This window comes from Colidextribacter sp. OB.20 (assembly GCF_009911595.1).
Lineage (GTDB): Bacteria > Bacillota > Clostridia > Oscillospirales > Oscillospiraceae > Lawsonibacter.
The window spans coordinates 86,023-109,241 of record NZ_QWKG01000001.1; the positions used below are offsets into that span (position 1 = coordinate 86,023).

At 62.1% G+C, this 23,219-nt stretch carries 23 protein-coding genes and 1 tRNA gene; 10 read left to right on the forward strand and 14 right to left on the reverse strand.

Features of this window, described 5'->3' with window-relative positions:
• Positions 1–33 precede the first annotated feature (33 nt).
• From D1641_RS00445 to yabP, 9 genes are all read right to left on the reverse strand, one after another.
• A complete protein-coding gene (locus tag D1641_RS00445; protein ID WP_160662425.1) occupies positions 34–459 on the reverse strand; it encodes a DUF3887 domain-containing protein in 426 nt (141 codons plus the stop codon).
• Positions 456–1,511 carry a PhzF family phenazine biosynthesis protein gene (locus D1641_RS00450; protein WP_347707357.1) on the reverse strand — a complete coding sequence of 352 codons (1,056 nt, stop codon included), beginning with the start codon at positions 1,509–1,511 and terminating at the stop codon, positions 456–458. The genes D1641_RS00445 and D1641_RS00450 overlap by 4 nt, the downstream gene beginning before the upstream one ends.
• A gap of 135 nt (positions 1,512–1,646) precedes the next feature.
• Positions 1,647–2,639 carry a biotin--[acetyl-CoA-carboxylase] ligase gene (locus tag D1641_RS00455; RefSeq protein ID WP_160662426.1) on the reverse strand — a complete coding sequence of 331 codons (993 nt, stop codon included), beginning with the start codon at positions 2,637–2,639 and terminating at the stop codon, positions 1,647–1,649.
• 57 nt (positions 2,640–2,696) lie between these two features.
• On the reverse strand, positions 2,697–3,248 hold the full coding sequence (gene raiA / locus D1641_RS00460) for a ribosome-associated translation inhibitor RaiA (RefSeq protein WP_160662427.1): 552 nt from the start codon (positions 3,246–3,248) through the stop codon (positions 2,697–2,699).
• 122 nt (positions 3,249–3,370) lie between these two features.
• On the reverse strand, positions 3,371–4,528 hold the full coding sequence (locus D1641_RS00465; protein WP_160662428.1) for an amidohydrolase: 1,158 nt from the start codon (positions 4,526–4,528) through the stop codon (positions 3,371–3,373).
• Positions 4,522–5,049 (reverse strand): hypothetical protein, encoded by a 528-nt coding sequence (locus D1641_RS00470; RefSeq protein ID WP_160662429.1) that lies wholly within the window; start codon positions 5,047–5,049, stop codon positions 4,522–4,524. Before D1641_RS00470 ends, D1641_RS00465 begins: the two co-directional genes overlap by 7 nt.
• A gap of 438 nt (positions 5,050–5,487) precedes the next feature.
• Positions 5,488–5,961, reverse strand: coding sequence for a S1 RNA-binding domain-containing protein (locus D1641_RS00475; protein ID WP_160662493.1), 474 nt, complete (start codon positions 5,959–5,961; stop codon positions 5,488–5,490).
• A gap of 71 nt (positions 5,962–6,032) precedes the next feature.
• Positions 6,033–6,308 carry a septum formation initiator family protein gene (locus tag D1641_RS19325; protein WP_243149161.1) on the reverse strand — a complete coding sequence of 92 codons (276 nt, stop codon included), beginning with the start codon at positions 6,306–6,308 and terminating at the stop codon, positions 6,033–6,035.
• Between the two features lie 489 nt (positions 6,309–6,797).
• A complete protein-coding gene (gene yabP, locus D1641_RS00490; protein WP_160662432.1) occupies positions 6,798–7,088 on the reverse strand; it encodes a sporulation protein YabP in 291 nt (96 codons plus the stop codon).
• A 145-nt stretch (positions 7,089–7,233) separates the two neighbouring features.
• Here yabP and D1641_RS00495 point away from each other — a divergent pair, with 145 nt between their 5' ends.
• From D1641_RS00495 to lexA, 5 genes are all read left to right on the forward strand, one after another.
• The gene (locus D1641_RS00495) at positions 7,234–7,998 is read left to right on the forward strand and encodes a Cof-type HAD-IIB family hydrolase (RefSeq protein ID WP_160662494.1); all 765 of its coding nucleotides are present in this window, start codon (positions 7,234–7,236) and stop codon (positions 7,996–7,998) included.
• A 161-nt stretch (positions 7,999–8,159) separates the two neighbouring features.
• On the forward strand, positions 8,160–9,758 hold the full coding sequence (locus tag D1641_RS00500) for an MBL fold metallo-hydrolase (protein ID WP_160662433.1): 1,599 nt from the start codon (positions 8,160–8,162) through the stop codon (positions 9,756–9,758).
• Between the two features lie 137 nt (positions 9,759–9,895).
• Positions 9,896–10,816 carry a DUF975 family protein gene (locus D1641_RS00505; protein WP_160662434.1) on the forward strand — a complete coding sequence of 307 codons (921 nt, stop codon included), beginning with the start codon at positions 9,896–9,898 and terminating at the stop codon, positions 10,814–10,816.
• A 13-nt stretch (positions 10,817–10,829) separates the two neighbouring features.
• Positions 10,830–11,450 (forward strand): NUDIX hydrolase, encoded by a 621-nt coding sequence (locus D1641_RS00510; RefSeq protein ID WP_160662435.1) that lies wholly within the window; start codon positions 10,830–10,832, stop codon positions 11,448–11,450.
• Between the two features lie 141 nt (positions 11,451–11,591).
• Positions 11,592–12,209, forward strand: coding sequence for a transcriptional repressor LexA (gene lexA / locus D1641_RS00515; RefSeq protein WP_160662436.1), 618 nt, complete (start codon positions 11,592–11,594; stop codon positions 12,207–12,209).
• Between the two features lie 881 nt (positions 12,210–13,090).
• Here lexA and D1641_RS19815 read toward each other — a convergent pair.
• The 3 genes from D1641_RS19815 to D1641_RS00530 form a co-directional block, all read right to left on the reverse strand.
• Positions 13,091–15,367, reverse strand: coding sequence for an excinuclease ABC subunit UvrA (locus tag D1641_RS19815; protein ID WP_201757165.1), 2,277 nt, complete (start codon positions 15,365–15,367; stop codon positions 13,091–13,093).
• Positions 15,368–15,511: 144 nt separating this feature from the next.
• Complete coding sequence (locus D1641_RS00525) at positions 15,512–15,892, reverse strand: DUF4363 family protein (RefSeq protein ID WP_160662438.1); 381 nt, start codon at positions 15,890–15,892, stop codon at positions 15,512–15,514.
• A gap of 153 nt (positions 15,893–16,045) precedes the next feature.
• On the reverse strand, positions 16,046–16,822 hold the full coding sequence (locus D1641_RS00530) for a DUF421 domain-containing protein (protein ID WP_243149163.1): 777 nt from the start codon (positions 16,820–16,822) through the stop codon (positions 16,046–16,048).
• A 151-nt stretch (positions 16,823–16,973) separates the two neighbouring features.
• Between D1641_RS00530 and D1641_RS00535 the strand changes: the two genes are divergently transcribed.
• The 5 genes from D1641_RS00535 to D1641_RS00555 all read left to right on the forward strand — a co-directional run bounded on the left by D1641_RS00535 (position 16,974) and on the right by D1641_RS00555 (position 22,541).
• Positions 16,974–18,119 carry a carbamoyl phosphate synthase small subunit gene (locus D1641_RS00535; protein ID WP_160662439.1) on the forward strand — a complete coding sequence of 382 codons (1,146 nt, stop codon included), beginning with the start codon at positions 16,974–16,976 and terminating at the stop codon, positions 18,117–18,119.
• Positions 18,119–21,328: a carbamoyl-phosphate synthase large subunit gene (gene carB, locus D1641_RS00540; protein ID WP_160662440.1), complete on the forward strand. Its 3,210-nt coding sequence runs from the start codon at positions 18,119–18,121 to the stop codon at positions 21,326–21,328. Before D1641_RS00535 ends, carB begins: the two co-directional genes overlap by 1 nt.
• A gap of 44 nt (positions 21,329–21,372) precedes the next feature.
• Positions 21,373–21,648: a BrnT family toxin gene (locus D1641_RS00545; RefSeq protein ID WP_160662441.1), complete on the forward strand. Its 276-nt coding sequence runs from the start codon at positions 21,373–21,375 to the stop codon at positions 21,646–21,648.
• Positions 21,635–21,928 carry a hypothetical protein gene (locus D1641_RS00550; protein WP_160662442.1) on the forward strand — a complete coding sequence of 98 codons (294 nt, stop codon included), beginning with the start codon at positions 21,635–21,637 and terminating at the stop codon, positions 21,926–21,928. The genes D1641_RS00545 and D1641_RS00550 overlap by 14 nt, the downstream gene beginning before the upstream one ends.
• A 409-nt stretch (positions 21,929–22,337) precedes the next feature.
• Positions 22,338–22,541: a hypothetical protein gene (locus D1641_RS00555; protein WP_160662443.1), complete on the forward strand. Its 204-nt coding sequence runs from the start codon at positions 22,338–22,340 to the stop codon at positions 22,539–22,541.
• A gap of 140 nt (positions 22,542–22,681) precedes the next feature.
• On the opposite strand, the gene D1641_RS00560 is transcribed toward D1641_RS00555, so the two are convergent.
• Positions 22,682–22,766: transfer RNA gene (locus D1641_RS00560), tRNA-Leu, on the reverse strand.
• A 40-nt stretch (positions 22,767–22,806) separates the two neighbouring features.
• Entirely contained in the window at positions 22,807–23,217 is a 411-nt protein-coding gene (locus D1641_RS00565) for a DUF3842 family protein (protein WP_160662444.1), read from the reverse strand.
• Between the last annotated feature and the right edge of the window lie 2 nt (positions 23,218–23,219).

Below are 23,219 nucleotides of genomic sequence, written 5' to 3' on the forward strand. Positions count from 1 at the left end.
CTACAAAGGGCTCAGAATCCTCGTTTGCCGCCCCTACTGTACCTTGATCTCGATGCCCATCAGCTCCATGTCGACGCTGTAGGCCACGCGGTACATGACGGACTTCTTCTCGTGCTTGCAATAGAGCACCGCCGTGCCGTACTTCTCGCCAGTGTCCTTCAGCTTCTGTCCGGTGGCCATGGCCTCCTTCTCGGAGGAATAGGCCCCCGCCTTGTCCAGACGCTCAGCCATGTAGGACTGGATGGTCTCGGGGCTGGAGGTCTCCCGGGCGTCCTCCCGGAGCAGATCGTAGACCCCCTGATAATCCCCACTGTTGAGCAGGGCGACCACCTCCCGGCCCTGTTCCAGGACGGTCTCCTCCTCCATCCCCTCCGGGAGCGGGTTGCCGGAAACCTTGCAGCCGGACAGGAGCAGCAGCGCCGACAGCGCAGCCAGCAGCAGAGCAAGCTTCTTTCTCATATCAGACCCTCCAGCATCAGCTCCGACCGGGCGTACAGCACGGCCCTTCCAGCCAGCTTCACCCGGTCCCCCTCCAGCCGGCAGTACAGGGTGCCGCCCCGCGGGGAGGCCTGCCGGGCCACAAATTCCGTCTTTCCCGTTCGGGCCGCCCAATAGGGGATGATGTGGCAGTGACCCGACCCGCACACCGGGTCCTCTAAAATGGCACATTTGGGGCCAAAGGTGCGGGATACGCAGTCAAATTCCCCGCTGCCCGGAGCAGTCACCTGCATCAGCGCCCCTTTCAGTCCCTTCAGCTTCTCCATGTCCGGCTTCATGCTGACGATGTCCTCCGCCCGGTCGAATACACACAGCAGGTCCCGGGCCCGCCAGACCTCCTTCGGCCGCGTCCCCAGGGCGTCGGCAATCTGGTCGGTCACCTCCAGGGGCTTGAGGGTATAGGCGGGAAAGTCCATCTCATACAGCTCCCCCCGGCGCTCCACGGTCAGCGTTCCGCTCAGGGTCTCAAAGCGGATGGCGCCCCCGCCGGGCCGGACAAATCGGTCAATCACATAGGCCGCAGCCAGGGTGGCGTGTCCGCACAGGTCCACCTCCTCGTCCCCGGGAGCAAACCAGCGCAGCCGCCAGCCGTCCCCCTCCGGAACCGCGAAGGCCGTCTCCGGCAGGGCGTTCTCCGACGCGATCTGAAACATCAGCTCCTCCCGGGGCCACCGCTCCGTCACGATCACCGCCGCCGGGTTACCCTCAAAAATACAGTCCGCGAAGGCATCTACCACATACTGCTTCACAACAAACCCCTTCCTTTCATCAAAAAACCGCCCCTGACCTGCGTCAGGGGCGGAGAGCTCCACGGTACCACCCTGATTGTCCCCGCCGGAGCGGGACATCTCGTTCGTCCGTAACGGGGACAGGCCGTCCCGGTCGTCCCGGGCCGCTCCGGAGTGGCCCGCGCGTCCGCTGTCCGGCCGAGGGCTTCCACTCTCCCCTCTCGCTTGCGGCCGCTCTCTGACGCACTTAGCTCCATCATCGCATTTACCCGCATATTGTATCACATTTTTACCGCTTGTCAACCGCTTTTTTGCCCAAAACTCAACGAGATAAAAGAAAAATTAAAATTGCGGACTCCAAACATCTCTCAAAAAATATCACATCAGAAGCTTTTTTCTCCGGCAGAGCGGGAAATCTCCTCACACATACCCATACATTCCCCGAACGGACACCTCTCCGGCGGAGATAATCTCCTTTTTGCCGTTGTACAGCTCCACCACCAGGTTAAAGTCGTCGTCGATTTCCAGGGCAAAGGCCTGACGGCGGGAGGTGGGGGTAATGAGCTGGACCTGGTGGCCTGTGGTGACGCATCCGGCCCGGTACTTCTCCAAATACTCCTCCCGGTTCTCCGGGAAATCGGCATACATCCGGTCCAGGGCCAGGATCACCTGGGCAGCCAGGTCGGCCCGGCGCACCGGATGCCCCAGTGCCTGCGAGAGGGAGGTGGCCATATCCCGAATCTCCGGGTCGAAGTCCTCGGGGGCCTGGTTGACGTTGATGCCGATTCCGGTGACCATATGGTCAATGGTGTTCGTCTCGCTGACCAGGCTCAGCTCAGTGAGGATGCCCACCAGCTTTCTGCCGCCCAGTATAATGTCGTTGGTCCACTTGATCTGGGGGCGGATACCGCAGCAGGCCTCGATGCCGTCGCACACCGCCACCGCCACCCAGGCGGTGAAGTCAGAGGCCCGGCCCGGGTCCAGGTCAGGGCGGAACAGGGCAGACAGGTAGAGCCCCTTCCCCCGAGGGGACTGAAAGCCCCTTCCCCGGCGGCCCCGGCCCCCGGTCTGCTCCTCCGCCGTCACCACCAGCCCCTCCGGCGCACCCGCCATGGCCTGGCGCTTGCACTCGGTGTTGGTGGAGTCGATAACGTCCAGGCACATGAGCTGAGATCCAATTTTCGCGTCGGACAGCAGGCCGAACAGCTCCCCCACCCGCAGGCGGTCGGGGGCATCCTTCAGGCAGTAGCCCCGGTTAGGGGCGGAGTCGATGGTATACCCCTCCTGCCGCAGGCCCTCGATGGCCTTCCAGACCCCGGCCCGGCTGATACCCAGAGTCCGGCTCATGGACTCCCCGGACAAATACCCCCCCGGCCGCTCCCGCAGCAGGGCCAACACTCTCTCACGGCTCATGGACGTTTTCCCCCTTTTCAAGAGGGGCCGGGCGCACCGCCCGGCCCCTGATATTTTTTACTGCTCGTCCTGGATCAGGCCGTAGTCCCCGTCGTTGCGGCGGTAAACCACGGCGAAGGCCCCGTCCGCCTCCTCGTCCCGGAAGGCAAAGAAGCTGTGCTCCAGCAGGTTCATCTGCAAAATAGCCTCCTCCTTGGTCATGGGCTTGATGGGGAAGGTCTTGCTGCGAACAATGCGGTACTCCCCCTCCTCCGGCTCGTCCGGGGCAAAGGTGGACACCTCTGCGGCGTCCAGCGCCCGCTCAAAGGCCCCCTGGCGCAGCCGCTTCTCCAGCCGGGTCTTGTTCTTGCGAATCTGCCGCTCCAGCGTGGTGACGGCGGCGTCAATAGAGGCGTGCATATCAGAGGTGCTCTCCGACACCCGGTAGATGGTGCCGCTGGAGCGGATGGTGATCTCCACCTTGTTGTTCCGCTCCTTCTCCACACTGAATGTGACGGCGGCGGTGGCATCCTCCTTAAAGAAACGGTCCAGCTTGCCCACCTTTTTCTCCGCGTATTTGTGGATCGCGTCGGGCAGGGTCACCTTTTTGTCCGTAAATACGAATTTCATCGCAGTCGCTCCTTTCGCCCAGAGGGCTGGTATAGACCGGAGAGGGAAGCCCCTTCGGCTATCCCTATTATACCACAGGAAGCGGGAAAGTCCAATGTTTTTTGTTAATATTTTCTAAATTCTTACCGGACCCGTTTTCCCCCCATGAAAACGGCCCGCACCTCCCCCAGCAGCTCCAGGGGGTGGCGGCTGGTGACGGCGATATCCGCCTCCTTCCCGGGGGTGAGGGAGCCCAGCGTCCCGTCCAGCCCGGCGATTTTGGCGGCGCTGAGGGTGATGGCGGCCAGGGCCTCCTCCGCCTCCAGCCCCCCCTTCACTCCCAGGGCGGCGCACAGGGGCAGATACTGGATGGGCACCTCCGGGTGGTCGGTGCAGATGGCAAAGGGCACCCCGGCCTTCTGGAGGACGGCGGGGGTTTGCAGAGACATGTTGGCCAGCTCGGGCTTAGAGCGGTCCCCCAGGGCGGGGCCGGTGATGACGGGGATGTTCTCCCCGGCCAGCAGCTCGGGGATGAGGTGGCTCTCGGTGCCGTGGACAACGACGCACTTCAGCCCGAACTCCCTGGCAATCCGCACCCCGGTGGCGACATCGTCCGCCCGGTGAGCGTGGATGTGGACGGGCAGCTCTCCCCGGACCACCGGGAGGAGGGCCTCCAGCTTGGCGTCGTAGTCGGGCGGGTCGGCCTCCTCGTCAGAGGCGGCCTTGTCCAGCTTCTCCCCGTACTCCACCGCCTTGCGCAGGTTCTCCCGGATGATGGCGGCGGTGGCCATACGGGTCACCGGGGTCTCGTCCCGGTCGTGATAGACCTGCTTGGGGTTCTCCCCCAGGGCCAGCTTCATGGCGATGGGGGCCTTCACCACCATGGCGTCCACCCACCGGCCGTCCGTTTTGAGGGCGGCGAACTGGCCGCTCACCGGGTTGGCGGACCCCGGCCCGGTGAGGACGGTGGTCACCCCGGCGGCCCTCGCCTCGGCAAAGCAGCGGTCCAGGGGGTTTACCCCGTCGATGGCCCTCAGCTGGGGGGTGCAGGGGTCGGTCTCCTCGTTGCCGTCGTCGCTCTCAAAGCCCAGAGCGTCGCCAAACATCCCCAGGTGGCAGTGGGCGTCGATAAACCCGGGGCAGATGTGCCCCCCCTGGGCGTCGAAAATCTCCCCCTCCCAGTTTTGGGGACACTCCTCCATAGGGCCTGCCGCCGCAATTTTGCTCCCGGACACGGCCACATAGCCCTTTTCGATGATGGGGCCGTCCATGGTGTGGACGGTTCCGTTGATAATCAGCATACCTCTTTCTCCTTTTGAGATTTTAACCGCAGCCCCTCCGCCTCCATGCGCAGGAGGTAAAAAGGGCGGACCCAGTCCAGCTCCTGTTCCATAGTCTCCTCCAGAGCGGCCAGACGCCGCTTGCCCAGCCGGCGGTCCAGCAGAGCAAAGACGCGGACGATGGGGTTCCGGCTGGTCAGGCTGACCTCGATGCTCTGGTTGTCGAACTCCTGAAAGGCGGCATAGAAGTCCCGCTGGTCGAACAGGCCGTCCTCTAAAACCGTCTGTCCGGCTTTTGGAGCGGCCTCACGCCAATCGGCCTCCTCCAACCGGCGCAGCTCGCTCTGGAGCTTCCAAAAGGCGGGGGCGTACTCATAATAGCTGCTTTTCAATACCTCCACCCCGTCCACCAGGATGGCCGCCCGGCCCTCCCGGTCGTGGCTCTTCCGATAGGTGGCGGCGAAGTACCGCACCCTCCCCCGCAGGGCGGGGCAGAGATAGTCCGTTTCCAGCTTTTTTCTTGTGCCGCTCCAAGTTGGCATACCCTGCTCCTTCCTAAAAAACGACAAAACTTCCCATTGACTTGTCTGGTAAATTATGGTAGACTTGTCCCAGCTCGACCAATATGCTTTATCTCTCCCCGCAAATGGGCGCCCCGTAAGGGGCGTCTTTTTTATAGCTGGCCTCTTCCGTCACGGCTGACGCCGTGCCACCTTCCCCTTTCGGGGAAGGCATAAGGGATACGCTAGCCTTCCCCCTCCCAGGGGGAAGCCTTGGGAAGCGCCTAAAAGCCTCCCTTCGCAAAGGGAGGTGGCATCGCCGAAGGCGATGACGGAGGGTTTTCCCCTGCCGAAATGCGGCTGTTTCTTCAGGGGAACCCCCCACCCGGCTTCGCCGGGAGCCCCCTTCCCGAAGGGGGCCTTACGAAGGATCTCCGAAAAAAGGGGCCGTCCTCCGGACGGCCCCTCCATTATGCACCCTTACCGGCGTCCGCCGCCGCCCCGGCGGTTTCCGCCCTTCTTCTCGATGTAGCGCAGCTCGGACAGCTTGCTGTCGGAGGACTGCATGAACTGCTTCAGCTTATCCTCGAAGTCGGTAGGCTCCTTGGGGGCCTGATGGACAAAGCCCATGGGCCTGCCTCCCCCCTGGCGGGGAGGACGTCCCCCGCCTCCTCCGCCCGGACGCTGGCCGCCTCCCTGTCTGGGGGCGCGCTGGGGCGGAGGCTCCACCTGCTTGATGGACAGATTGATCCGGTTGGCCTGGTCGATGCCGATGATCTTTACCTTGACCTCCTGTCCCTCATGAAGGTGGTCGCTCACCTCATTCACATAGGAGTAGGCAATCTCTGAGATATGGACCAGCCCGGACCTTCCCTCCGGCAGGGCTACGAAAGCCCCGAACTTTGTGATTCCTGTAACCTTGCCATCCATGATGGCTCCTACCGCTAACTCCATTGGCAAGAACTGTCCTCCCTTGTAAAATTAAATCCTTTTACAACACAACACACATTTGGAAACGCGCTTTTTCAGTTGGCTACGTCGATGAACAGTGTCTCGTTCTCCTCCACATAGCCCCGGTCCCGGGCGACCCGCTCCATCATCTCAGGGTCGTCTCTGTTGGCGATGGCGTCTGCCAGCTTTTGGTTTTCCAGCTGCTGGTTCGTCACCTGCCGGACCAGCTCGTCCCGCTCGGCCTGGACGCCCTGGATTTTTCCTCTCAGGTCCAGGAGGGTGACGGCCATATAAATCAGCAGTGCCAGCACCACCAGCTTGGTCAAAAAACCGGCTCTTTTGAAGGTCAAGGCTGCCATCTCCTCTCTCCCGGACGCCGCGGCGGCGGGCAGCTTCCTCCAGCTGCCTTGTTCGTGAATCTATTCTATACCATTTCATCCCGGAAAGGAAGATGTTTTTTACAATTTTTCTGATTTTTTTCAGAAGCGACTCCGCCACCCCCAGCGGGAAGGTCAAAATGCCCAAAAAGGCGGCGGCCAGGTCGGCTCCCAGATACCCCAATTTCAGCAGCCAGGGGCTGACAGCCCAGAAATAGAGGGCCCCGCCCGCCAGGCAGAAGGCCGCGCCGTACAGCCGGACCTCTCCCCCCCAGGCGTCGTGGGACCAGATGAACAGGGCCGCCGTGGCCGCCAGCCAGAACAGCAGGTCCAGCAGCGGACCAAGCAGGGGGACCCTGACCCGCACCCGCAGGATGCGGAACAGGTCATAGGTCACCCCCATGGCCCCTCCCAGCAGCAGAGCCTGACACAGCGCCCGGCCCTGCTGGGCCACATCCACCGTCATCCGCCCAGCAGCCGGGCGAGAAGGCCGCCCCGGGGCCGGTTCTCCTCCCCGTAGAGCAGGGCGTTCACCCGGCCCTCCACCTTCAGGTCGCCCCCGTCCAGGGACAGCTTCTCAATGTGCAGCTCCTCCCCCTGGATCTCCAGCGCCCCCTGGGCGGTGGTGAGGAGAATGGTGTTCTCGTCGAAGCTCTCCACCTCCTCCACGCCGGAGACGACCAGCTGCTCCCGCTCCTCCAGAATGATGTGGTGGCTCATCTCGGGACGGGCCCGGTCGTCCACATATGCCATAAGGATTCCCCCTTTCTCTCTATCCTATGGATTGGGGGGCGGCTGTTATGCCAAAATCGTCCAATTCGCACATGGAAACCGGGCTGCGATTGGAGTAGAATGGGGGAAGAATTGGGGAGGAGAGGTTATTTTTTGGTAAAAAGCCATTTTTTTTGATATCGACGGGACCCTGGTCAGCTTCAAGACTCACCGCATCTCCCCCGCCGTGCTGGAGGGGCTCCACCGCCTCCAGGCGAAGGGGATCAAGCTGTTTGTCGCCACTGGGCGGCAGCAGGAGACCGCTGTGGAGGCTGTGGGTGTCTTCCCCTTCGACGGCTATATCACCGTCAGCGGCCAGTTCTGCTTTGCCGGAGACCAGGTCCTGTGGGACAACCCCATCCCGCCCGACAGCGCCCGGCATCTGATCGGACTGCTGGAGCGCAGCGGGAGCCCCTGCGTCTTTCTGGAGGGGATGCAGAGCCATACCGTCAACCCGGACTCCCGGCTGGAGCTGTTCCCCCAGCAGCTGAACATCCCCGTTCCCCCCGTCATCCCCCTCCGCGAGATGCTGAACCGCAGGTTTTACCAGGCGGTTGCCTTCTACACCAGGGAGGAGCAGCAGGCCGCCGGAGCGGATTTTTTCCTGGGGCTCAACGTGCTGCGCTGGCACCCCGCCTTCGTGGACGTGGTCGCCCCCGGCGGGGGCAAGGACCACGGAATGGACGTTATTTTAAAGCACTTCGGCATCGAGCTGTCGGAGACCATGGCCTTTGGCGACGGGGAGAACGACCTGCCCATGCTCCGCCACGCCCGCATCGGGGTGGCCATGGGCAACGCCGACGATGTGGTCAAGCACGAGGCCGATTATGTCACCGGCACGGTGGACGAGGACGGCATCCTCACCGCCCTGGAGCACTTCGAGCTTCTGTAGGGGCGGATAGCATCCGCCTGTCATCCATGCTGCGGGGGCGGCTGGCTGCCGCCCCCGCAAATCCCCCGCATTTACACATTATTCACAAATTGGTATAGCTTTTTCCCGGGTAATGGTGTACAATAGAGATAAGATTCTATATACACAAAGGAGGCTATCCCATGAAACTGACATTTTTCGGCGCCGCCCACGCGGTCACCGGCAGCTGCCACTGCCTGGAGGTCAACGGCATAAAAATCCTCATCGACTGCGGCCTGCAGCAGGGGCAGGACGAGCACGACGACAATTCCCTGGATTTCGCCCCCAACTATATCGACTATGTGCTGATTACCCACGCCCACATCGACCACTCCGGCCGGCTTCCCCTTCTGGTGAAGGAGGGCTTCAACGGCCGTATCCTCACCACCGGCCTGACGGCCCAGCTGATGAGCGTCATGCTCCGGGACTCCGCCCACATCCAGGAGGGGGACGCCAACTGGCAGAACCAGAAGGGCAAGCGTGCCGGGCTGCCCCCGGTGGAGCCGCTGTACACCCTGATGGACGCCGAGGAGGCCATCCACATGCTGGAGACGGTGGAATACGGCTGGCTCTTCGACCTGTGCAGCGGGGTCAAGGTCCGGTTTACTGACGCCGGCCATCTGCTGGGCTCCTCCATTCTGGAGATCTGGGCCACCGAGGAGGGCGTCACCAAGAAGATTGTCTTCTCCGGCGACCTGGGCAACCAGGCCCAGCCCATCATCCGGGACCCCTCCTTTGTGGACAGCGCCGATTATGTGGTCATGGAGTCCACCTACGGCGACCGGAACCACGAGCCCCCGGAGAGCTACACCGGGGCCCTGGCCAATCTGATTGACGAGGTGTTCTCCAAGGGGGGCAATATTGTCATCCCCTCCTTCGCCGTGGGGCGCACTCAGGAGCTGCTGTACTACCTGCGGGAGATCAAGCGGGACGGGCTGGTAAAATCCCTGCCCAGCTTCAAGGTCTATGTGGACTCCCCCCTGGCCGCCGAGGCCACCAAGATCTACTCCGGCAATCTGAAGGGCTATCTGGATGACGACGCCATCGCCGTCATCCAGGGGGGTGAGAACCTGTTTACCTTCCCGGGGCTCACCCTCACCCAGTCCACCGAGGACTCCCGGGCCCTGAACGACGACAAGACCCCCAAGATCATCATCTCCGCCTCCGGCATGTGCGACGCCGGCCGCATCCGCCACCACCTGAAGCACAACCTCTGGCGCCCCGAGTGCGCCGTGGTCTTTGTGGGCTATCAGGGGGAGGGCACCCTGGGCCGCCGGCTGCTGGAGGGCGCCAGAAGCGTGAAGCTCTTCGGCGAGGACATCTCTGTCCGGGCCAAGATTGTCAACTTCAAGGGCCTGAGCTCCCACGCCGACCGGGACCACCTGCTGGAGTGGGTCGGACACTTCACCCCCAAGCCCCAACAGGTCTTTGTGGTCCACGGGGACGACGAGGTCACCGAGCTGTTTGCCCACGACCTGAACCAGCGGGGCATCCCCGCCCACGCCCCCCTCTACGAGGAGGTCTACGACCTGGCAACCAACTGCATGCTGGCTAAGGGCGTGGTACTGGAGGTCAAGAAGGCCGCTGCCGGCTCCGCCGCCGCGCCCTCTGCCGCCTATATCCGGCTCCAGGACGTGTCCCGGGACCTGGCCGACCTGGTCAGCCGCAGCCGGGGCCGGTCCAACAAGGACCTGGCCAAGCTGGCCGAACAGATCAGGCTGCTTATGGAGAAGTGGGAGTAATGATTTTACTTCCCCTGCTTGGGGTGTGCCTGTAGGGCGGGACGACCCGGCCCGCCGTCTGATGCCGGAAGCGGCGCGCCGAGGTCGTCGCGCCCTACATACGGCCCATTCAAATTATGCAGATCGGAGATCATTCTATGGAAATCGACCGCAAGGAGCTCAAGCGTCAGGCCCGGGAGCGGATGGCCCTCACCGACCCCAAATTCTGGGTGGTGGCCCTGGCCTACATCGCCATGACCACCGGGGTATCCTGGCTGTTCAGCCTGATCCCCACCCCAGGGGCCGGGGCCTCCCCCGTGCCCTTTATTGACACCCTCGATATTTTTCTCCAGCTGCTGCTGACCCTGTACTACATTGTGGTCCAGTTCGGCCTGTGCCTGTGGGCCCTGTGGACCTACCGGCAGCTGGACCCGGGGGTCAACTCCCTGACGCAGGGCTTCTCGGTGGCGGGCCGGGTGCTGCTCATGGAGCTGGGCATCCTCGTCCGCATTCTGGGCTGGTACTTCCTGGCAGCCATGGCCCTGTCTGTCCCCTTTACCATGCTGGCGGTGGGCGTCGGGGACTACGGCACGCGCTGGATCTTCTTTTTCCTGTTCTTCCTCAGCCTCTTTATCACCGCATATGCCATCTCCCTGCGGTACGCCCTGGCCCCCTACCTGCTGGCCGACCGGCCGGACGACGGCTCCACCATTCCCATCCTGCGCAGCGTGGAGCTGATGCGGGGCTGGAAAATGGAGCTGTTCAAGCTGGATTTGTCCTTCATGGGCTGGGAGGCTGTCAACTTTATTCTGTCCGCCGCCGTGGTGCTCACCTGTCTCTATCAGGCCGGGCTGCTGTCCCCCAGCTTTACCGACGCGAACCAGGTGCTGGAGTGGGCCGAGGCCTGCCGGTCTGTGGCCTACTCTGCGCCTGTGACTGTCCTCAGCACTCTGATCACCATCCCCGTCTCTCTGTGGCTGATCCCCTACCGCTCGGTGTCGAAGGCCGGCTTCTACGACGCCCGCCTGGCCGCCGCCGCCCGGGAGCAGGGCCCTCTGCCCGAGATGCCGCCGCTGTAAGGAGGGAGAGCATATGAATATACAGGAGCCGTGGCTGAAATGGGCCGTGGAGCTTCAGGCCCTGGCCCAGGCGGGGCTTGAGTACGGCCACGACAAATACGATTTTGAGCGCTACCGCCGTATCCGGGACATCGCCGCAGAGATGGTATCCCGGCAGGCAGAGCTGCCCCTGGAGAAGGTAAAGGACCTGTTCTGCAATGAGTCCGGCTATCAGACTCCCAAGCTGGACTCCCGGGCCGCCATCTTTCAGGAGGAAAAAATCCTCCTGGTCCAGGAGAGCGACGGCCGCTGGTCCCTCCCCGGGGGCTGGGTGGATGTGGACCTGACCGTGGGTGAGAACGTTGTGAAGGAGGTCCGGGAGGAGGCGGGGCTGGAGGTCGTCCCTGGCCTGGTCATCGCCCTCCAGGACCAGCACAGGCACAACGAGCCTGTGAACGCCTACGGCGTATGCAAGGTATTTGTCCTGTGCGAGCTGCTGGGCGGGTCCTTCCAGCCCAACCTGGAGACGCTGGACAGCGGTTGGTTTGCCCTGGAGGAGCTGCCTCCCCTGTCCACAGGAAAGACCTCCCGGGAGCAGATCAGCATGTGCTTCGACGCATACCGCGCCGGGCACTGGCAAACTCTTTTAGAGTGAACAGGGACTTCCGAAATTTTGAATTTTTTCTCAATTCCTGGAACGTTCGTTTGACAAGTTAAAAAACCTGTGCTATAATAGTGGCCGTAACAGAGAATCTCACCGCAGACGCCCCGTCTGCCTCTTTGAAAGGAGCTGCTTATGGCCAACCTGACCCGTAAACAGCAACAGATTTACGACTTCATCCTGGCCTTTACCAACGAGCACGGCTACCCCCCCTCTGTCCGGGAGATCGGGGCCGCGGTGGGACTGAAGTCCCCCTCCACCGTCCACTTCCACTTGAAGGGCCTGGAGGAGGCCGGCGCCATCGTCAAGGCCGAGGGCAAAACCCGGGCCATCTCCCTGCCCGGCTTCCCCCTGGGGCCGGTGGCCGAGGAGCTGGACTCCCATGCCAACCAGGTGCCCATTGTGGGCAACGTGGCCGCCGGCTCCCCCATTCTGGCCCAGGAATGCATTGAGGACTACCTCACCTTCGACACTCAGGGCCTGTCCGGCGAGCACTTCGCCCTCCGGGTCCGGGGCACATCCATGCTTGGGGCCGGCATTCTGCCCGACGACCTGGTGGTGGTCCACCGCCAGCAGGAGGCCCGGAACGGCGAGATCGTGGTAGCCCTCTTTGAGGACGAGGCCACCGTAAAGACCTACCGCTATAAGGACGGGCATGTCTGGCTCATGCCGGAAAACCCGGAGTACGAGCCCATCGACGGCACCTACGCCGAAATTATCGGTCGGGTGGTGGCTGTCGTCCGCAGGTATTGATCTTCGCTAAAGCAGATCGGATTTCGCAAAGCGCAGTTTTCACCGCCCTGCGGACGGAGCCTCCTTCAAAAGGAGGTGGCGCCGCCCGAAAGGCGGTGACGAAGGATTGTATTTTGGCGAAGCCAAAATGTGCGAAGCAAACGAGGGTTTTGAGTCTCTGTAGGGGTGGGCATTGTCCGCCCGCTTTTCGGAGCTGGCCTGTTTATGACGGGCGCACAATGTGCGCCCCTACGCAGAGGGTACAAACCTCGTTCACTTCGTATGTTTCGCTTCGCGAAACGCAATCCTCTGTCAGCCGACCGCTGACAGCTCCTTTCCAAAGGAGCCTTATTCTGCGGAGGATGAGGATTTTTGGCAAGCTGAAAGACCGCTCGAGCGGCCTTTTTTCATTTTGCGCGAAAAAGGGCTTGACTTTTACGCGCGTTAAACTTATAATTTATATGCGCATTAAAGTGAGGTGAATCATGTGTCGCCAAGGACGGGCCGTCCACTCAAAGGAACCGAGCCTCGCACCGTAACAATCAACATTCGGGTAACTGAAACAGAAGCGCAGAAAATTCAGTACTGTGCAGACCGGCTGGGATCGTCAAGAATTGACGCGATTGTAACGGGAATCGACCTTTTGGAGGCGGAGCTGGACAAAAAATAGAGTGCTGGCCACCACAGCAAAGCTGTCCAACACTCTACAAAAACCATCCCCGAAGGAGTGGTAAATTTGATTATGCCACAGCTCCGGGGAAAAAGCAAGGAGAATTATATATGGAGCTTCAAAGTTCTCTCATGGACCTGGAGGAGGCGGTCAGCCGTGTGTCTGATGGGCTGAACGCAGTATAGCGCAGTCGAAGCGGCAAGGTCAGCACCTTGCCGCTTCTGTTTTTCTCTTATTGCCCGGCCATCAGGCGCATATATTTCCCCGTCTCCGACCGGGGGCAGTCCAGCAGCTGGGCCGGAGTGCCGGCAAAGAGGATCTCGCCCCCTCTGCTTCCCCCCTCGGGGCCCATGTCGATGACCCAGTCGGCGGCGGCGATCAGGGCCAGCCGGTGCTCCACAATGACCACCGTGTTGCCCTGGTCCACCAGCCGCCGGAGCAGGGCGAGCAGCTGCTCCGCATCCCGGCTGTGCAGGCCGGTGGAGGGCTCATCCAGGATGTAGACGTTCCCCTCGGTGTGCAGCTCGCTGGCCAGCTTCAGCCGCTGGACCTCGCCGCCGGACAGGGTGCTGGTGGGCTGGCCCAGGGTCATGTAGCCCAGCCCCACCTCGCACAGAGTCCGGAGGGGGCCGGTGATCTTCTCCTCCCGGAAGAACTCCACCGCCTCCACCACCGTCATGTCCAGCACCTGCTGGATGTTCCTGCCCTGGAACTCATAGCTCAGGGCGGTGGGGTTGAAGCGGGCCCCCCGGCACTCCTCACACAGGATGGTCACCGGGTCGGCGAAGGCCACCTCCGGGGTGATCTCCCCCTTGCCCTTGCACACCGGGCACGCCCCCTTGGAGTTGAAGCTGAACCACTGGGGGCTGACCTTGTTGGCCTTGCCGAAGAGCTTGCGGATCTCGTCCATCACTCCGGTGTAGGTGGCGGGGGTGGACCGGCTGGAGGTGCCGATGGGCTTCTGGTCGATGACGATGGCCTCCGGGTGGCGGGAGACAAACTCCTCACAGATCAGACTGCTCTTTCCCGAGCCGGCCACCCCGGACACGGCGGTCAGCACCCCCTTGGGGATGTCCGCATCCACGTTTTTCAGGTTGTGGAGCTTCGCTCCCCGGATGGGGAAGCTCTCAGTCCAGGGCAGGGGGCTGGGGTTGGGCCGGACGGTCTCCCGCAGGGCGGCGGCGGTGAGGGTGTCGGCCTGCTTCAGCCCGGCCAGGTCCCCTTGATAGACAATCTGTCCTCCGCGGCTGCCCGCCAGGGGGCCCAGCTCGATGATGTGGTCGGCCAGCTCCAGCATCTGCCGGCTGTGCTCCACCACCAGCACGGTGCTGCCCATGTCCCGCAGGGCCAGCAGCAGCCTGCCGATGCGCCGGGCATCCGCCGGGTGGAGGCCCGCGGTGGGCTCGTCAAAGATGTAGGTAATGTTGTTCAGGGCGCTGCCCAGATGGCGGACCATCTTCAGCCGCTGGGACTCCCCTCCGGACAGGGAGTCCGTCCGCCGGGACAGGCTGAGATAGCCCAGGCCCACGTCCACCATCCGCTGGAGGCAGGCGGTGATCTGCCCGGCGATGGCCCGGCCCAGGGGGCTGTCAATGGCCTCCAGCACCGGAATGAGCTCGCTGACCTGCATGTCGTAGTAGTCGGAGATATTGTGCCCGTTGATTCGGGAGGCCAGGGCCAGAGGATTCAGGCCGCTGCCCCCGCAGGTGACGCAGGGCCGGCGGCGGACAAAGAGCATCACCTCGTCCTGGATGGACTTTTTCAGGGCGGAGATGTCCCGGTTCAGATAGAGCCGGTTGAACCGGGGGACCACACCCTCGTAGGGGACCTGGGAGACCTGGCCGGTGTTGTGCCGCAAAAAGCCCAGCTTCAGGGGCTCATCCGGGCCGACGCGGAGAACCTTCCACTCCTCGGGGGTAAAGTCCCGCAACTTCTTGTCCGGGTCCAGGAGGGGACAGCAGCGGTAGTAGAACTCCTGCCAGCTGCCGCCGGAGAACTGGCTGAACCGCAGTCCCTTGCCGTTGAGGGTCTCGTCCAGGTCGAACATCTTCTCCTCGTCCAGCTCCACCTTCTCCCCCAGGCCGGTGCAGTCGGGACACATCCCCTTGGGGTGGTTGAAGGAGTAGGCCATAGCCCCTCCGGCGCTGGGCTGCCCCACCCGGGAGAACAGCAGGCGGATGAGGGGGGCCACGTCGGCGGCGGTGCCCACGGTGGACCGGGCATTAGAGCCGATGGGCCGCTGGTCCACCACCACGCTGGGGGTCAGATTCCGGATGGACTCCACCGGGGGCCGCTCATACCGGGGCAGGCGGGCCCGGAGGAACATGGGGTAGGTGGACTGCCACTGGCGGCTGCTCTCCACCGCCACCGTGTCGAAAGCCAGGGAGCTCTTTCCCGAGCCCGACACCCCTGTCAGCACCACCAGCTTCTCCTTGGGGATGTCCACATCGACGCGCTTCAGGTTGTTGGCGGACGCGCCCACAATCTCAATTTTTTCTCCGCTGCTCACGGGTATCAAGTCCTTTCTCATTCGTTGCAAGCATGGAAAGAGGCCCCCGAGGGAAATCCGTCAAGGGCCGCTCTTTTGCAAAATTTTAGACCGAACCGGGCAAACTGTCAACCGAAAGTTTTGCTTTCCCGCAAAAAAGCGCCGCTACAGCACATTCACCACCGTCGCCTGCTCCATCTCAGCCAGCAGCTCCAGCTGGGCCGTCAGGTCGGCGTTGGCGGCGTTGTACTGGTCGGGCTCCCGAAGGGGCAGATACTCCAGCACCTGGCGGAAGGCCCGCAGGACCTGGTCCGTATCGCCGTGGCGCATGAGGGTATGAAAATAGAAGTGGTGGCTCTGCCAGTCCTCATAGACCTGGCGGGTCACCGCCTCCGCCAGGACCCAGTTGTCCTGCTCTGCCAGAGCCTGGGCCTGGCGCAGCCGGTCCGCCATTTCCCCGGTGAGGGACTGAGCGTACCAGGCGTTAACCAGGCTGGCCCCCAGCAGCAGGACCAGCAGCCCCGCCGCGATCCAAAGTCGTTTCATTGGAATACCTCCTATCTCATGCAGGGGCGGCCTGCGGCCACCTGTATTGAGGCTCACAGGCAGGCCAGGTGTAGGGCGGGACGACCCCGGCCCGCCGCCGGCAGCCCTCCGCAAAACGGCGCGCCGAGGTCGTCGCGCCCTACCCAAATTTTATTACCGCTCCTTCTCCGCCAAATATACCGCGTCCGCCTCGTCCACCAGCAGGAGAAACACCTTTTCCAGGTCCCGGCACCCCCGCTGGGCCAGCTGTCTGTCCAGCCAGGGGCGATCATGGCCCAGAGCCTTCAGATTTTGCTCCAGCAGCTTGCCGTCGCTGACCACCACCCGGGGCAGGCCCCCCTCCTCCACAGACACCTTCAGATCCCGGGCTGTAGGGGGCTTCTGGTTGGCGTAGGGCAGGACAGACAGCTGGCCGTTGGTCTCCAAAATGGCGTATTTGATCTGGCTGATGTCAGTGTAGCCCTGGATGCGCAGCTCCTCCAGCAGCTCGTCCACTGTCAGGCGGGTCTTGGACATCTCCCTCTGAACCAGCGCGCCGTCCCGCACCACCATGCTGGGCCGGCCGCACAGCAGTGCCCGGAATTTGACGCTCTTCATGGTGAGCACCGACAGGATCATGGTCAGCGACATCAGGGCCAGGATGGGCACCACCCCGGTGAGCAGGGGGATGCCGTAGTCCTGCATGGGCACTGAGGCCAGGTCGGCGATGATGAGGGACAGCACCAGCTCAGAGGGCTCCAGCTCTCCCACCTGCCGCTTGCCCATCAGCCGCACCCCGGCGATGATGAGGATGTATAGGATAATGGTCCGCATAAGGCCGGTGAACATGATAACCGCCTCCCTGTAGGGGCCGACGACCTGGGCGGCCCGCATTTTTAGACCCCGCATCTCAGAAAGCGGCGCGCCGGGGTCGTCGCGCCCTACAGACAAGCATATCCTTCCCCACGAATTGCCCAAATATCCCCCGAATATTTATACAGAAAAAGGGAAAACGCCATCTTGCCAAAGGGCCGGTTTTTCGATAAAATAACTTGATAACTTATGGGCACAAGAACTGGAATGGAAAGCGAGTGAACGAAAGATGAAAGCGACCTTGATTCTAGCCAACGGGAGCATCTTCTCCGGCACCAGCATCGGCTCCACCGAGACGCGGGTGTGCGAGATGGTGTTCAACACCTCTATGGCCGGCTATCAGGAGATTCTCACCGACCCCTCCTACGCCGGACAGGGCGTGGTCATGTCCTATCCCCTCATCGGCAATTACGGCGTCAACCACGAGGACTGCGAGTCCCGCAGGCCCTGGGTGGAGGCCCTCGTGGTCCGGCACCTGTCCCCCCGGGGGAGCAACTTCCGCTGTGAGGGCGACCTGGGGACCTATCTCAAGGAACACAATATCACCGGCATCCAGGGTGTTGACACCCGGGCGCTGACCAAAATACTCCGCAGCGAGGGGAGCATGAACGGAATGCTCACCTGCGCGGAGCATTTTAATATCGCTCAGGTGCTGGAGCAGCTGAAGGCCTACCAGGTGAAGGACACGGTCTCCCTGGTCACCCGGACGGAGGCGGAGGTCTTCTCCGCCTATGGGGAGGAGCGCCTCCACGTGGCTATGATGGACTACGGCGTCAAGCAGAACATGATCGAGTGTCTGCGCCGGCGGGGCTGTAAGGTGACCGCCCTGCCCGCCTCCACCTCCGCGGAGGAGGTGCTGTCCGGGGGCTACGACGGGGTGATGCTGTCCAACGGCCCCGGCGACCCGGCGGAGAACACCGCCATCATTGCCGAGCTGCGTAAGCTCTACGACAGCGACATCCCCCTCTTCGGCGTCTGCCTGGGCCACCAGCTGCTGGCCCTGGCCACCGGGGCCAGGACCGGCCGGCTGGCCTACGGCCACCGGGGAGGCAATCACCCCGTCCGGGACCTGGAGAAGGGCCGGGTGTTCATCACCAGCCAGAACCACGGATTTATGGTGCTGGCCGACTCGGTGAACCCCGCCGTTGCCGAGGTGAGCCACATCAACGTAAACGACGGCACCTGCGAGGGCCTGCGCTACAAGCGGCCCAACTGCTTTACCACCCAGTTCCACCCTGAGGCCAACGCCGGCCCCAAGGATACCGAATATCTGTTCAACCGCTTCATTGACAATATGGCAGCCAGGAAAGCAGGAGGAAACCCCTCCGCCCCTTTCAGGGGAGGCGAAGAGGAAGTTTGTGGAGGTGACAAGTAATGCCTAAGTATACCGACATTAAGAAGGTGCTTGTGCTGGGCTCCGGCCCCATCGTCATCGGCCAGGCCGCCGAGTTTGACTACGCCGGCACCCAGGCCTGCCGCGCCCTCAAGGAGGAGGGCCTGGAGGTGGTGCTGGTCAACTCCAACCCCGCCACCATCATGACCGACAAGGACATCGCCGACCACGTGTATATCGAGCCGCTGAACATCCCCTCCGTCACCCAGGTCATCGAGATGGAGCGGCCCGACTCCATCCTGCCCACCCTGGGCGGTCAGACCGGCCTGAACCTGGCTATGGCCCTCCACGAAAACGGCACCCTGGAGCAGTACGGCGTCCGCCTGCTGGGCACGTCGCCGGAGTCCATCCGCAAGGCGGAGGACCGCCAGGGCTTTAAGGACTGCATGGAGTCCATCGGCCAGCCCTGCGTCACCTCCCTGGTGGTGGAGAGCGTGGAGGACGCCGTCGCCTTCGCCGAAAGCATCAGTTACCCCGTCATCGTCCGCCCTGCCTACACCCTGGGGGGAACCGGCGGCGGCATCGCCTATGACCGGGCCTCCCTGGAGGAGATCTCCGAGCGGGGCATCAACCTCAGCCGGGTGGGCCAGGTGCTCATCGAGCGGTGCATCGCCGGCTGGAAGGAGATCGAGTTTGAGGTCATGCGGGACGGGGCCGGCAACGTCATCACCATCTGCTCTATGGAGAACATCGACCCCGTGGGCGTCCACACCGGCGACTCCATCGTGGTGGCTCCCACCCAGACCCTGGCAAACAGGGAGTTCCAGATGCTCCGCTCCGCCGCCCTGGACATCATCTCCGCCCTGGAGATCGAGGGCGGGTGCAACGTGCAGTTCGCCCTGAACCCCGACTCCTTTGAGTACGCCGTCATTGAGGTCAACCCCCGGGTGTCCCGCTCCTCCGCCCTGGCCTCCAAGGCCACCGGCTACCCCATCGCCAAGGTCGCCGCCAAGGTGGCCCTGGGCTACACCCTGGACGAGATCCCCAACGCCGTCACTGGAAAAACCAAGGCCTGCTTCGAGCCCACCATCGACTACTGCGTGCTGAAAATCCCCCGCCTGCCCTTCGACAAGTTCACCACCGCCAGCCGCACCCTGGGCACCCAGATGAAGGCCACCGGCGAGGTCATGGCCATCGCTAACTCCTTCGAGGGGGCCGTCATGAAGGCCATCCGCTCCCTGGAGCTGAACGTCCGGGCGCTGAAGCTGGACAAGCTGGAGGGGCTGTACACCGACGAGATCGAGGAGCTGCTGGTGAACGTCACCGACGAGCGGCTGTTTGTGGTGGCCGAGGCGTTACGGCGCGGCTTCTCCCCGCAAAAAATCTACTCTATCACCAAGATGGACATCTGGTTCCTGGACGGCTTCAAGCGGATCATCGACATGGAGGAGGAGCTGAAGCGCTGCAAGGGGGAGCCGGACATCGACACCCTGAAGCGGGCCAAGGAGATGTGCTTTGCCGACAGCTACATCGGCGCCCTGTGCGGCATGAAGCAGGCCGAGGTGAAGGCCCTGCGGGAGAAGTATCACATTATCCCCGCCTTCAAGATGGTGGACACCTGCGCCGCTGAGTTCGACGCCGAGACCCCCTACTACTACTCCACCTACGACGGGGAGAACGAAGCCCGGGACGACGGGTCCGGGCGGAAAAAGGTGCTGGTTTTGGGCTCCGGCCCCATCCGTATCGGCCAGGGCATCGAGTTTGACTACTGCTCGGTCCACTCGGTGTGGGCCCTGCGGAAGCTGGGCTGCGAGACCATCATCGTCAACAACAACCCAGAGACCGTCTCCACCGACTTCGACGTGGCCGACAAGCTGTACTTCGAGCCGCTTACGGCAGAAGATGTGCAAAACATCGTGGAGCAGGAAAAGCCCTGGGGGGCGGTGGTCCAGTTCGGCGGACAGACCGCCATCAAGCTGGCGAAGGCCCTCACCGACATGGGCGTCCGGATTCTGGGCACCTCCTCCGACGGGGTGGACGCCGCCGAGGACCGGGAGCGGTTTGACGAGATTCTGTCCAAGTGCGGAATCCCCCGGGCCAAGGGCAGGACCGTTTTCACCACCGAGGAGGCTCTGGCCGCCGCCCACGAGCTGGGCTACCCCGTGCTGGTGCGCCCCTCCTACGTGCTGGGCGGCCAGGGGATGGAGATCGCCTACTCCGACCGGAACATTGAGGAGTTCATGAAGATCATCAACATGACCGTCCAGGAGCACCCCATCCTGGTGGACAAGTACCTCATGGGCCGGGAGCTGGAGGTGGACGGCGTGTTCGACGGGGAGGACATCCTCATCCCCGGCATCATGGAGCACGTGGAGCGGGCCGGGGTCCACTCAGGAGACTCCATCGCCGTCTACCCGCCCCTCCACCTGGAGGACAAGCACCGGGAGCTCATCCTCAGGCACACCAAGAACATGGCTATGCACCTGGGTGTAATTGGCCTGATTAACGCCCAGTATATCCTCTACGACGACGACATCTACGTCATCGAGGTCAACCCCCGGTCCTCCCGGACCATCCCCTACATCTCCAAGGTGACGGGGGTGCCCATCATCGATCTGGCTACCAAGGTGATGCTGGGGGCCAAGCTCCGGGACCTGGAATACGGCACCGGCATCTATAAGGAGGCCAGCTACTACGCCGTGAAGGCCCCGGTGTTCTCCTTCGAGAAGCTCACCGACGTGGACACCGGCCTGGGCCCGGAGATGAAGTCCACCGGCGAGGTGCTGGGCCTGGCCGAAACCTATCCCCAGGCTCTGCTCAAGGCCTTCAAAGGCTCCGGGATGCGGGCTCCCAAGAGGGGCGGCCGGATCATCATCACCGTGAAGGACGAGGACAAGGAGGAGAGCATCTCCATCGCCCGGGGCTTTGAGGACATGGGGGTGGAGCTGTACGCCACCGCCGGCACCTGCCAGACCCTCACCGAGGCGGGCATCGAGTGCAAGGTGGTCAACCGGGTCTCCCAGGCCCACCCTAACATCCTGGACATGATCGCCTCCGGCACCGTGGACCTGATTATCAACACCCCCACCCGGGGCAGGAAGCACGACTCCGACGGCTTCCGCATCCGCCGCTCCGCCGTGGAGCACGGGGTGGGCTGCGTCACCTCGGTGGACACCGCCCGGGCCCTGCTCACTGTCCGGCAGCAGAGCCGCAGCGAGGACCTGACACCCATCGATATTACAAAAATCTGATTGTATTTTTCTGTTTTAAGCGATATAATTAAGAGAGGCGCAGCATGATACTACAATTTGAATGGGACGAGGAAAAAGCGGAACGCAATTTTAAAAAACACGGTATTTTGTTTGAAACTGCGGCAAAAGTTTTTTCTGATGAAAACCGTATTGAAATTTACGATGAGGCACACAGTATAGACGAGGAGCGGTATATCACAATCGGTTTAGCTGATGAGGTCTTGTTTGTTGTGTATACTGAGCGTCATCCCAGAATCAGGCTGATTTCCGCGCGTCTCGCGACGGCAAGAGAAAGGAAGGTGTATTATGGTCACATTTGAGCTGGAGTCGGGGTCTGTATTGTCTGACGAAGAGAGAAAACTGCTTGCAGAAGCTAAAAAGCTGCCTGTTGTCTATGATGAAGATTCTCCCGAGCTGACTGACGCGATGGAACAGGCCTTTCTTGCCGCAAGAAAGGCAAAGCCCTTCCGCGGGGAACCACTTACACTTTACGTCTCTTCCGCAACGATTGAAAAGGTAAAAAGCATGGGTTCGGACTATATCGCCATTTTGGGCAAACTGCTCGATAAAGCGGTTGACGAATACCGCGCAATCTCTTAAAGCCATTCCCGCCCCCCTTTTATAGCAGGCCCCCGGCTTACGCCGGGGGCCGATTTTTCTCTTGACAGGTTTCCCACAACCATGCTATAATGGTGGTTGTGGGAAACAGGGAGGTGAACTTGTGCCACAAAGAGACAGGGCCCAGTATTTTCGAAATCGCCGCTCTAAATTCAAGGCATTCGCTGTTGAGGTAGAGAAAGACAAAATGGAGCGTTTTGAAGAGAAGCTGAAAGAAAAAAACGTCTCCAAGGTCAAATGGCTCAACGAAAAGATCGACGAGGAGCTGGGCGAATAAAAATAGAGTGCTGGCCGCGCCCTAACAAGCAACACCAACACTCTATTTACCAAGCCCGGAGGAATGGCAAATCTGATTATGCCACAACGCCGGGTAAAAATCAAGGAGGTACTTATGAGTTTACAGCAGGAATTGCTGGAGCTGGAGACAGCGGCTAATCAGGTTTCCAGGATCATCAACGCCATAGACCTGATGTCCATCGGTTTGGACCAGGAGGACGACTCCCATGCGGACGGTTTTTTCGCCGTCTGCGACTATCTGATCCAGGCTGACCGGGCTCTGCGGGAGCAGGTGAGCCGCTGTATGAAGGCGCTGTAACCCATCGTCATGCACCAAAAGCCAACTCGAAGCCCGGCGCAGCGGGTTCAAGTTGGAAAGGAGGCTCAAAGAGGCGGAACGCAGTTTTAAGGCGGCCCCAAAAGGGACCGCCTTAAAACGGAGCGGATTTCGCTCCGACGTGGTACGGGTAATGGGGGTCGAACCCATACGCCTTGCGGCACAGGAACCTAAATCCTGCGCGTCTGCCAATTCCGCCATACCCGCGCGACGGATTTATCATACAGGAACACACGCCAAAAGTCAATCATTTTTCCAGCTCCGCCGCCAGGGCCTCCACTGCCTGGGACACGTAGGCAGGCAGGGGCAGCTCCTCCACCCCAGCCACAATCACACCGCAGCTGTTCATGGGCACCAGGAATTTTTTAGCCCGGCAACTGCCCACCGCCTCCGCCATCGCCGGAGTCACCTCCCCCAGAATGGCGTTTGCCACTGCGATGCCCACCGGACCCAGCACTCCGTCCGCATCCGCCACCCCCCGGACCACCGGATTCTCCCCGGTGGCGCCAAAGTCCGCCCCCGCCTTGAGCATGGCGGCGGTGGCGGCGGTGTTGGTGCCCAGGGCGTACACCTGGGCCTGGGGCAGGCGGTTCTTCACCGCCCCCACCAGCAGCTGGCCCAGCCGGCCGCCCTGTCCGTCAATCACAACGATTTTCATGG

Coding starts and splice junctions, on each gene's coding strand:
- D1641_RS00445 (WP_160662425.1), bottom strand. CDS start 459: ATGAGAAAGAAGCTTGCTCTGCTGCTGGCTGCGCTGTCGGCGCTGCTG.
- D1641_RS00455 (WP_160662426.1), bottom strand. CDS start 2,639: ATGAGCCGTGAGAGAGTGTTGGCCCTGCTGCGGGAGCGGCCGGGGGGG.
- raiA (WP_160662427.1), bottom strand. CDS start 3,248: ATGAAATTCGTATTTACGGACAAAAAGGTGACCCTGCCCGACGCGATC.
- D1641_RS00465 (WP_160662428.1), bottom strand. CDS start 4,528: ATGCTGATTATCAACGGAACCGTCCACACCATGGACGGCCCCATCATC.
- D1641_RS00470 (WP_160662429.1), bottom strand. CDS start 5,049: ATGCCAACTTGGAGCGGCACAAGAAAAAAGCTGGAAACGGACTATCTC.
- D1641_RS00475 (WP_160662493.1), bottom strand. CDS start 5,961: ATGGAGTTAGCGGTAGGAGCCATCATGGATGGCAAGGTTACAGGAATC.
- yabP (WP_160662432.1), bottom strand. CDS start 7,088: ATGGCATATGTGGACGACCGGGCCCGTCCCGAGATGAGCCACCACATC.
- D1641_RS00500 (WP_160662433.1), top strand. CDS start 8,160: ATGAAACTGACATTTTTCGGCGCCGCCCACGCGGTCACCGGCAGCTGC.
- D1641_RS00505 (WP_160662434.1), top strand. CDS start 9,896: ATGGAAATCGACCGCAAGGAGCTCAAGCGTCAGGCCCGGGAGCGGATG.
- D1641_RS00510 (WP_160662435.1), top strand. CDS start 10,830: ATGAATATACAGGAGCCGTGGCTGAAATGGGCCGTGGAGCTTCAGGCC.
- lexA (WP_160662436.1), top strand. CDS start 11,592: ATGGCCAACCTGACCCGTAAACAGCAACAGATTTACGACTTCATCCTG.
- D1641_RS00525 (WP_160662438.1), bottom strand. CDS start 15,892: ATGAAACGACTTTGGATCGCGGCGGGGCTGCTGGTCCTGCTGCTGGGG.
- D1641_RS00535 (WP_160662439.1), top strand. CDS start 16,974: ATGAAAGCGACCTTGATTCTAGCCAACGGGAGCATCTTCTCCGGCACC.
- carB (WP_160662440.1), top strand. CDS start 18,119: ATGCCTAAGTATACCGACATTAAGAAGGTGCTTGTGCTGGGCTCCGGC.
- D1641_RS00545 (WP_160662441.1), top strand. CDS start 21,373: ATGATACTACAATTTGAATGGGACGAGGAAAAAGCGGAACGCAATTTT.
- D1641_RS00550 (WP_160662442.1), top strand. CDS start 21,635: ATGGTCACATTTGAGCTGGAGTCGGGGTCTGTATTGTCTGACGAAGAG.
- D1641_RS00555 (WP_160662443.1), top strand. CDS start 22,338: ATGAGTTTACAGCAGGAATTGCTGGAGCTGGAGACAGCGGCTAATCAG.
- D1641_RS00565 (WP_160662444.1), bottom strand. CDS start 23,217: ATGAAAATCGTTGTGATTGACGGACAGGGCGGCCGGCTGGGCCAGCTG.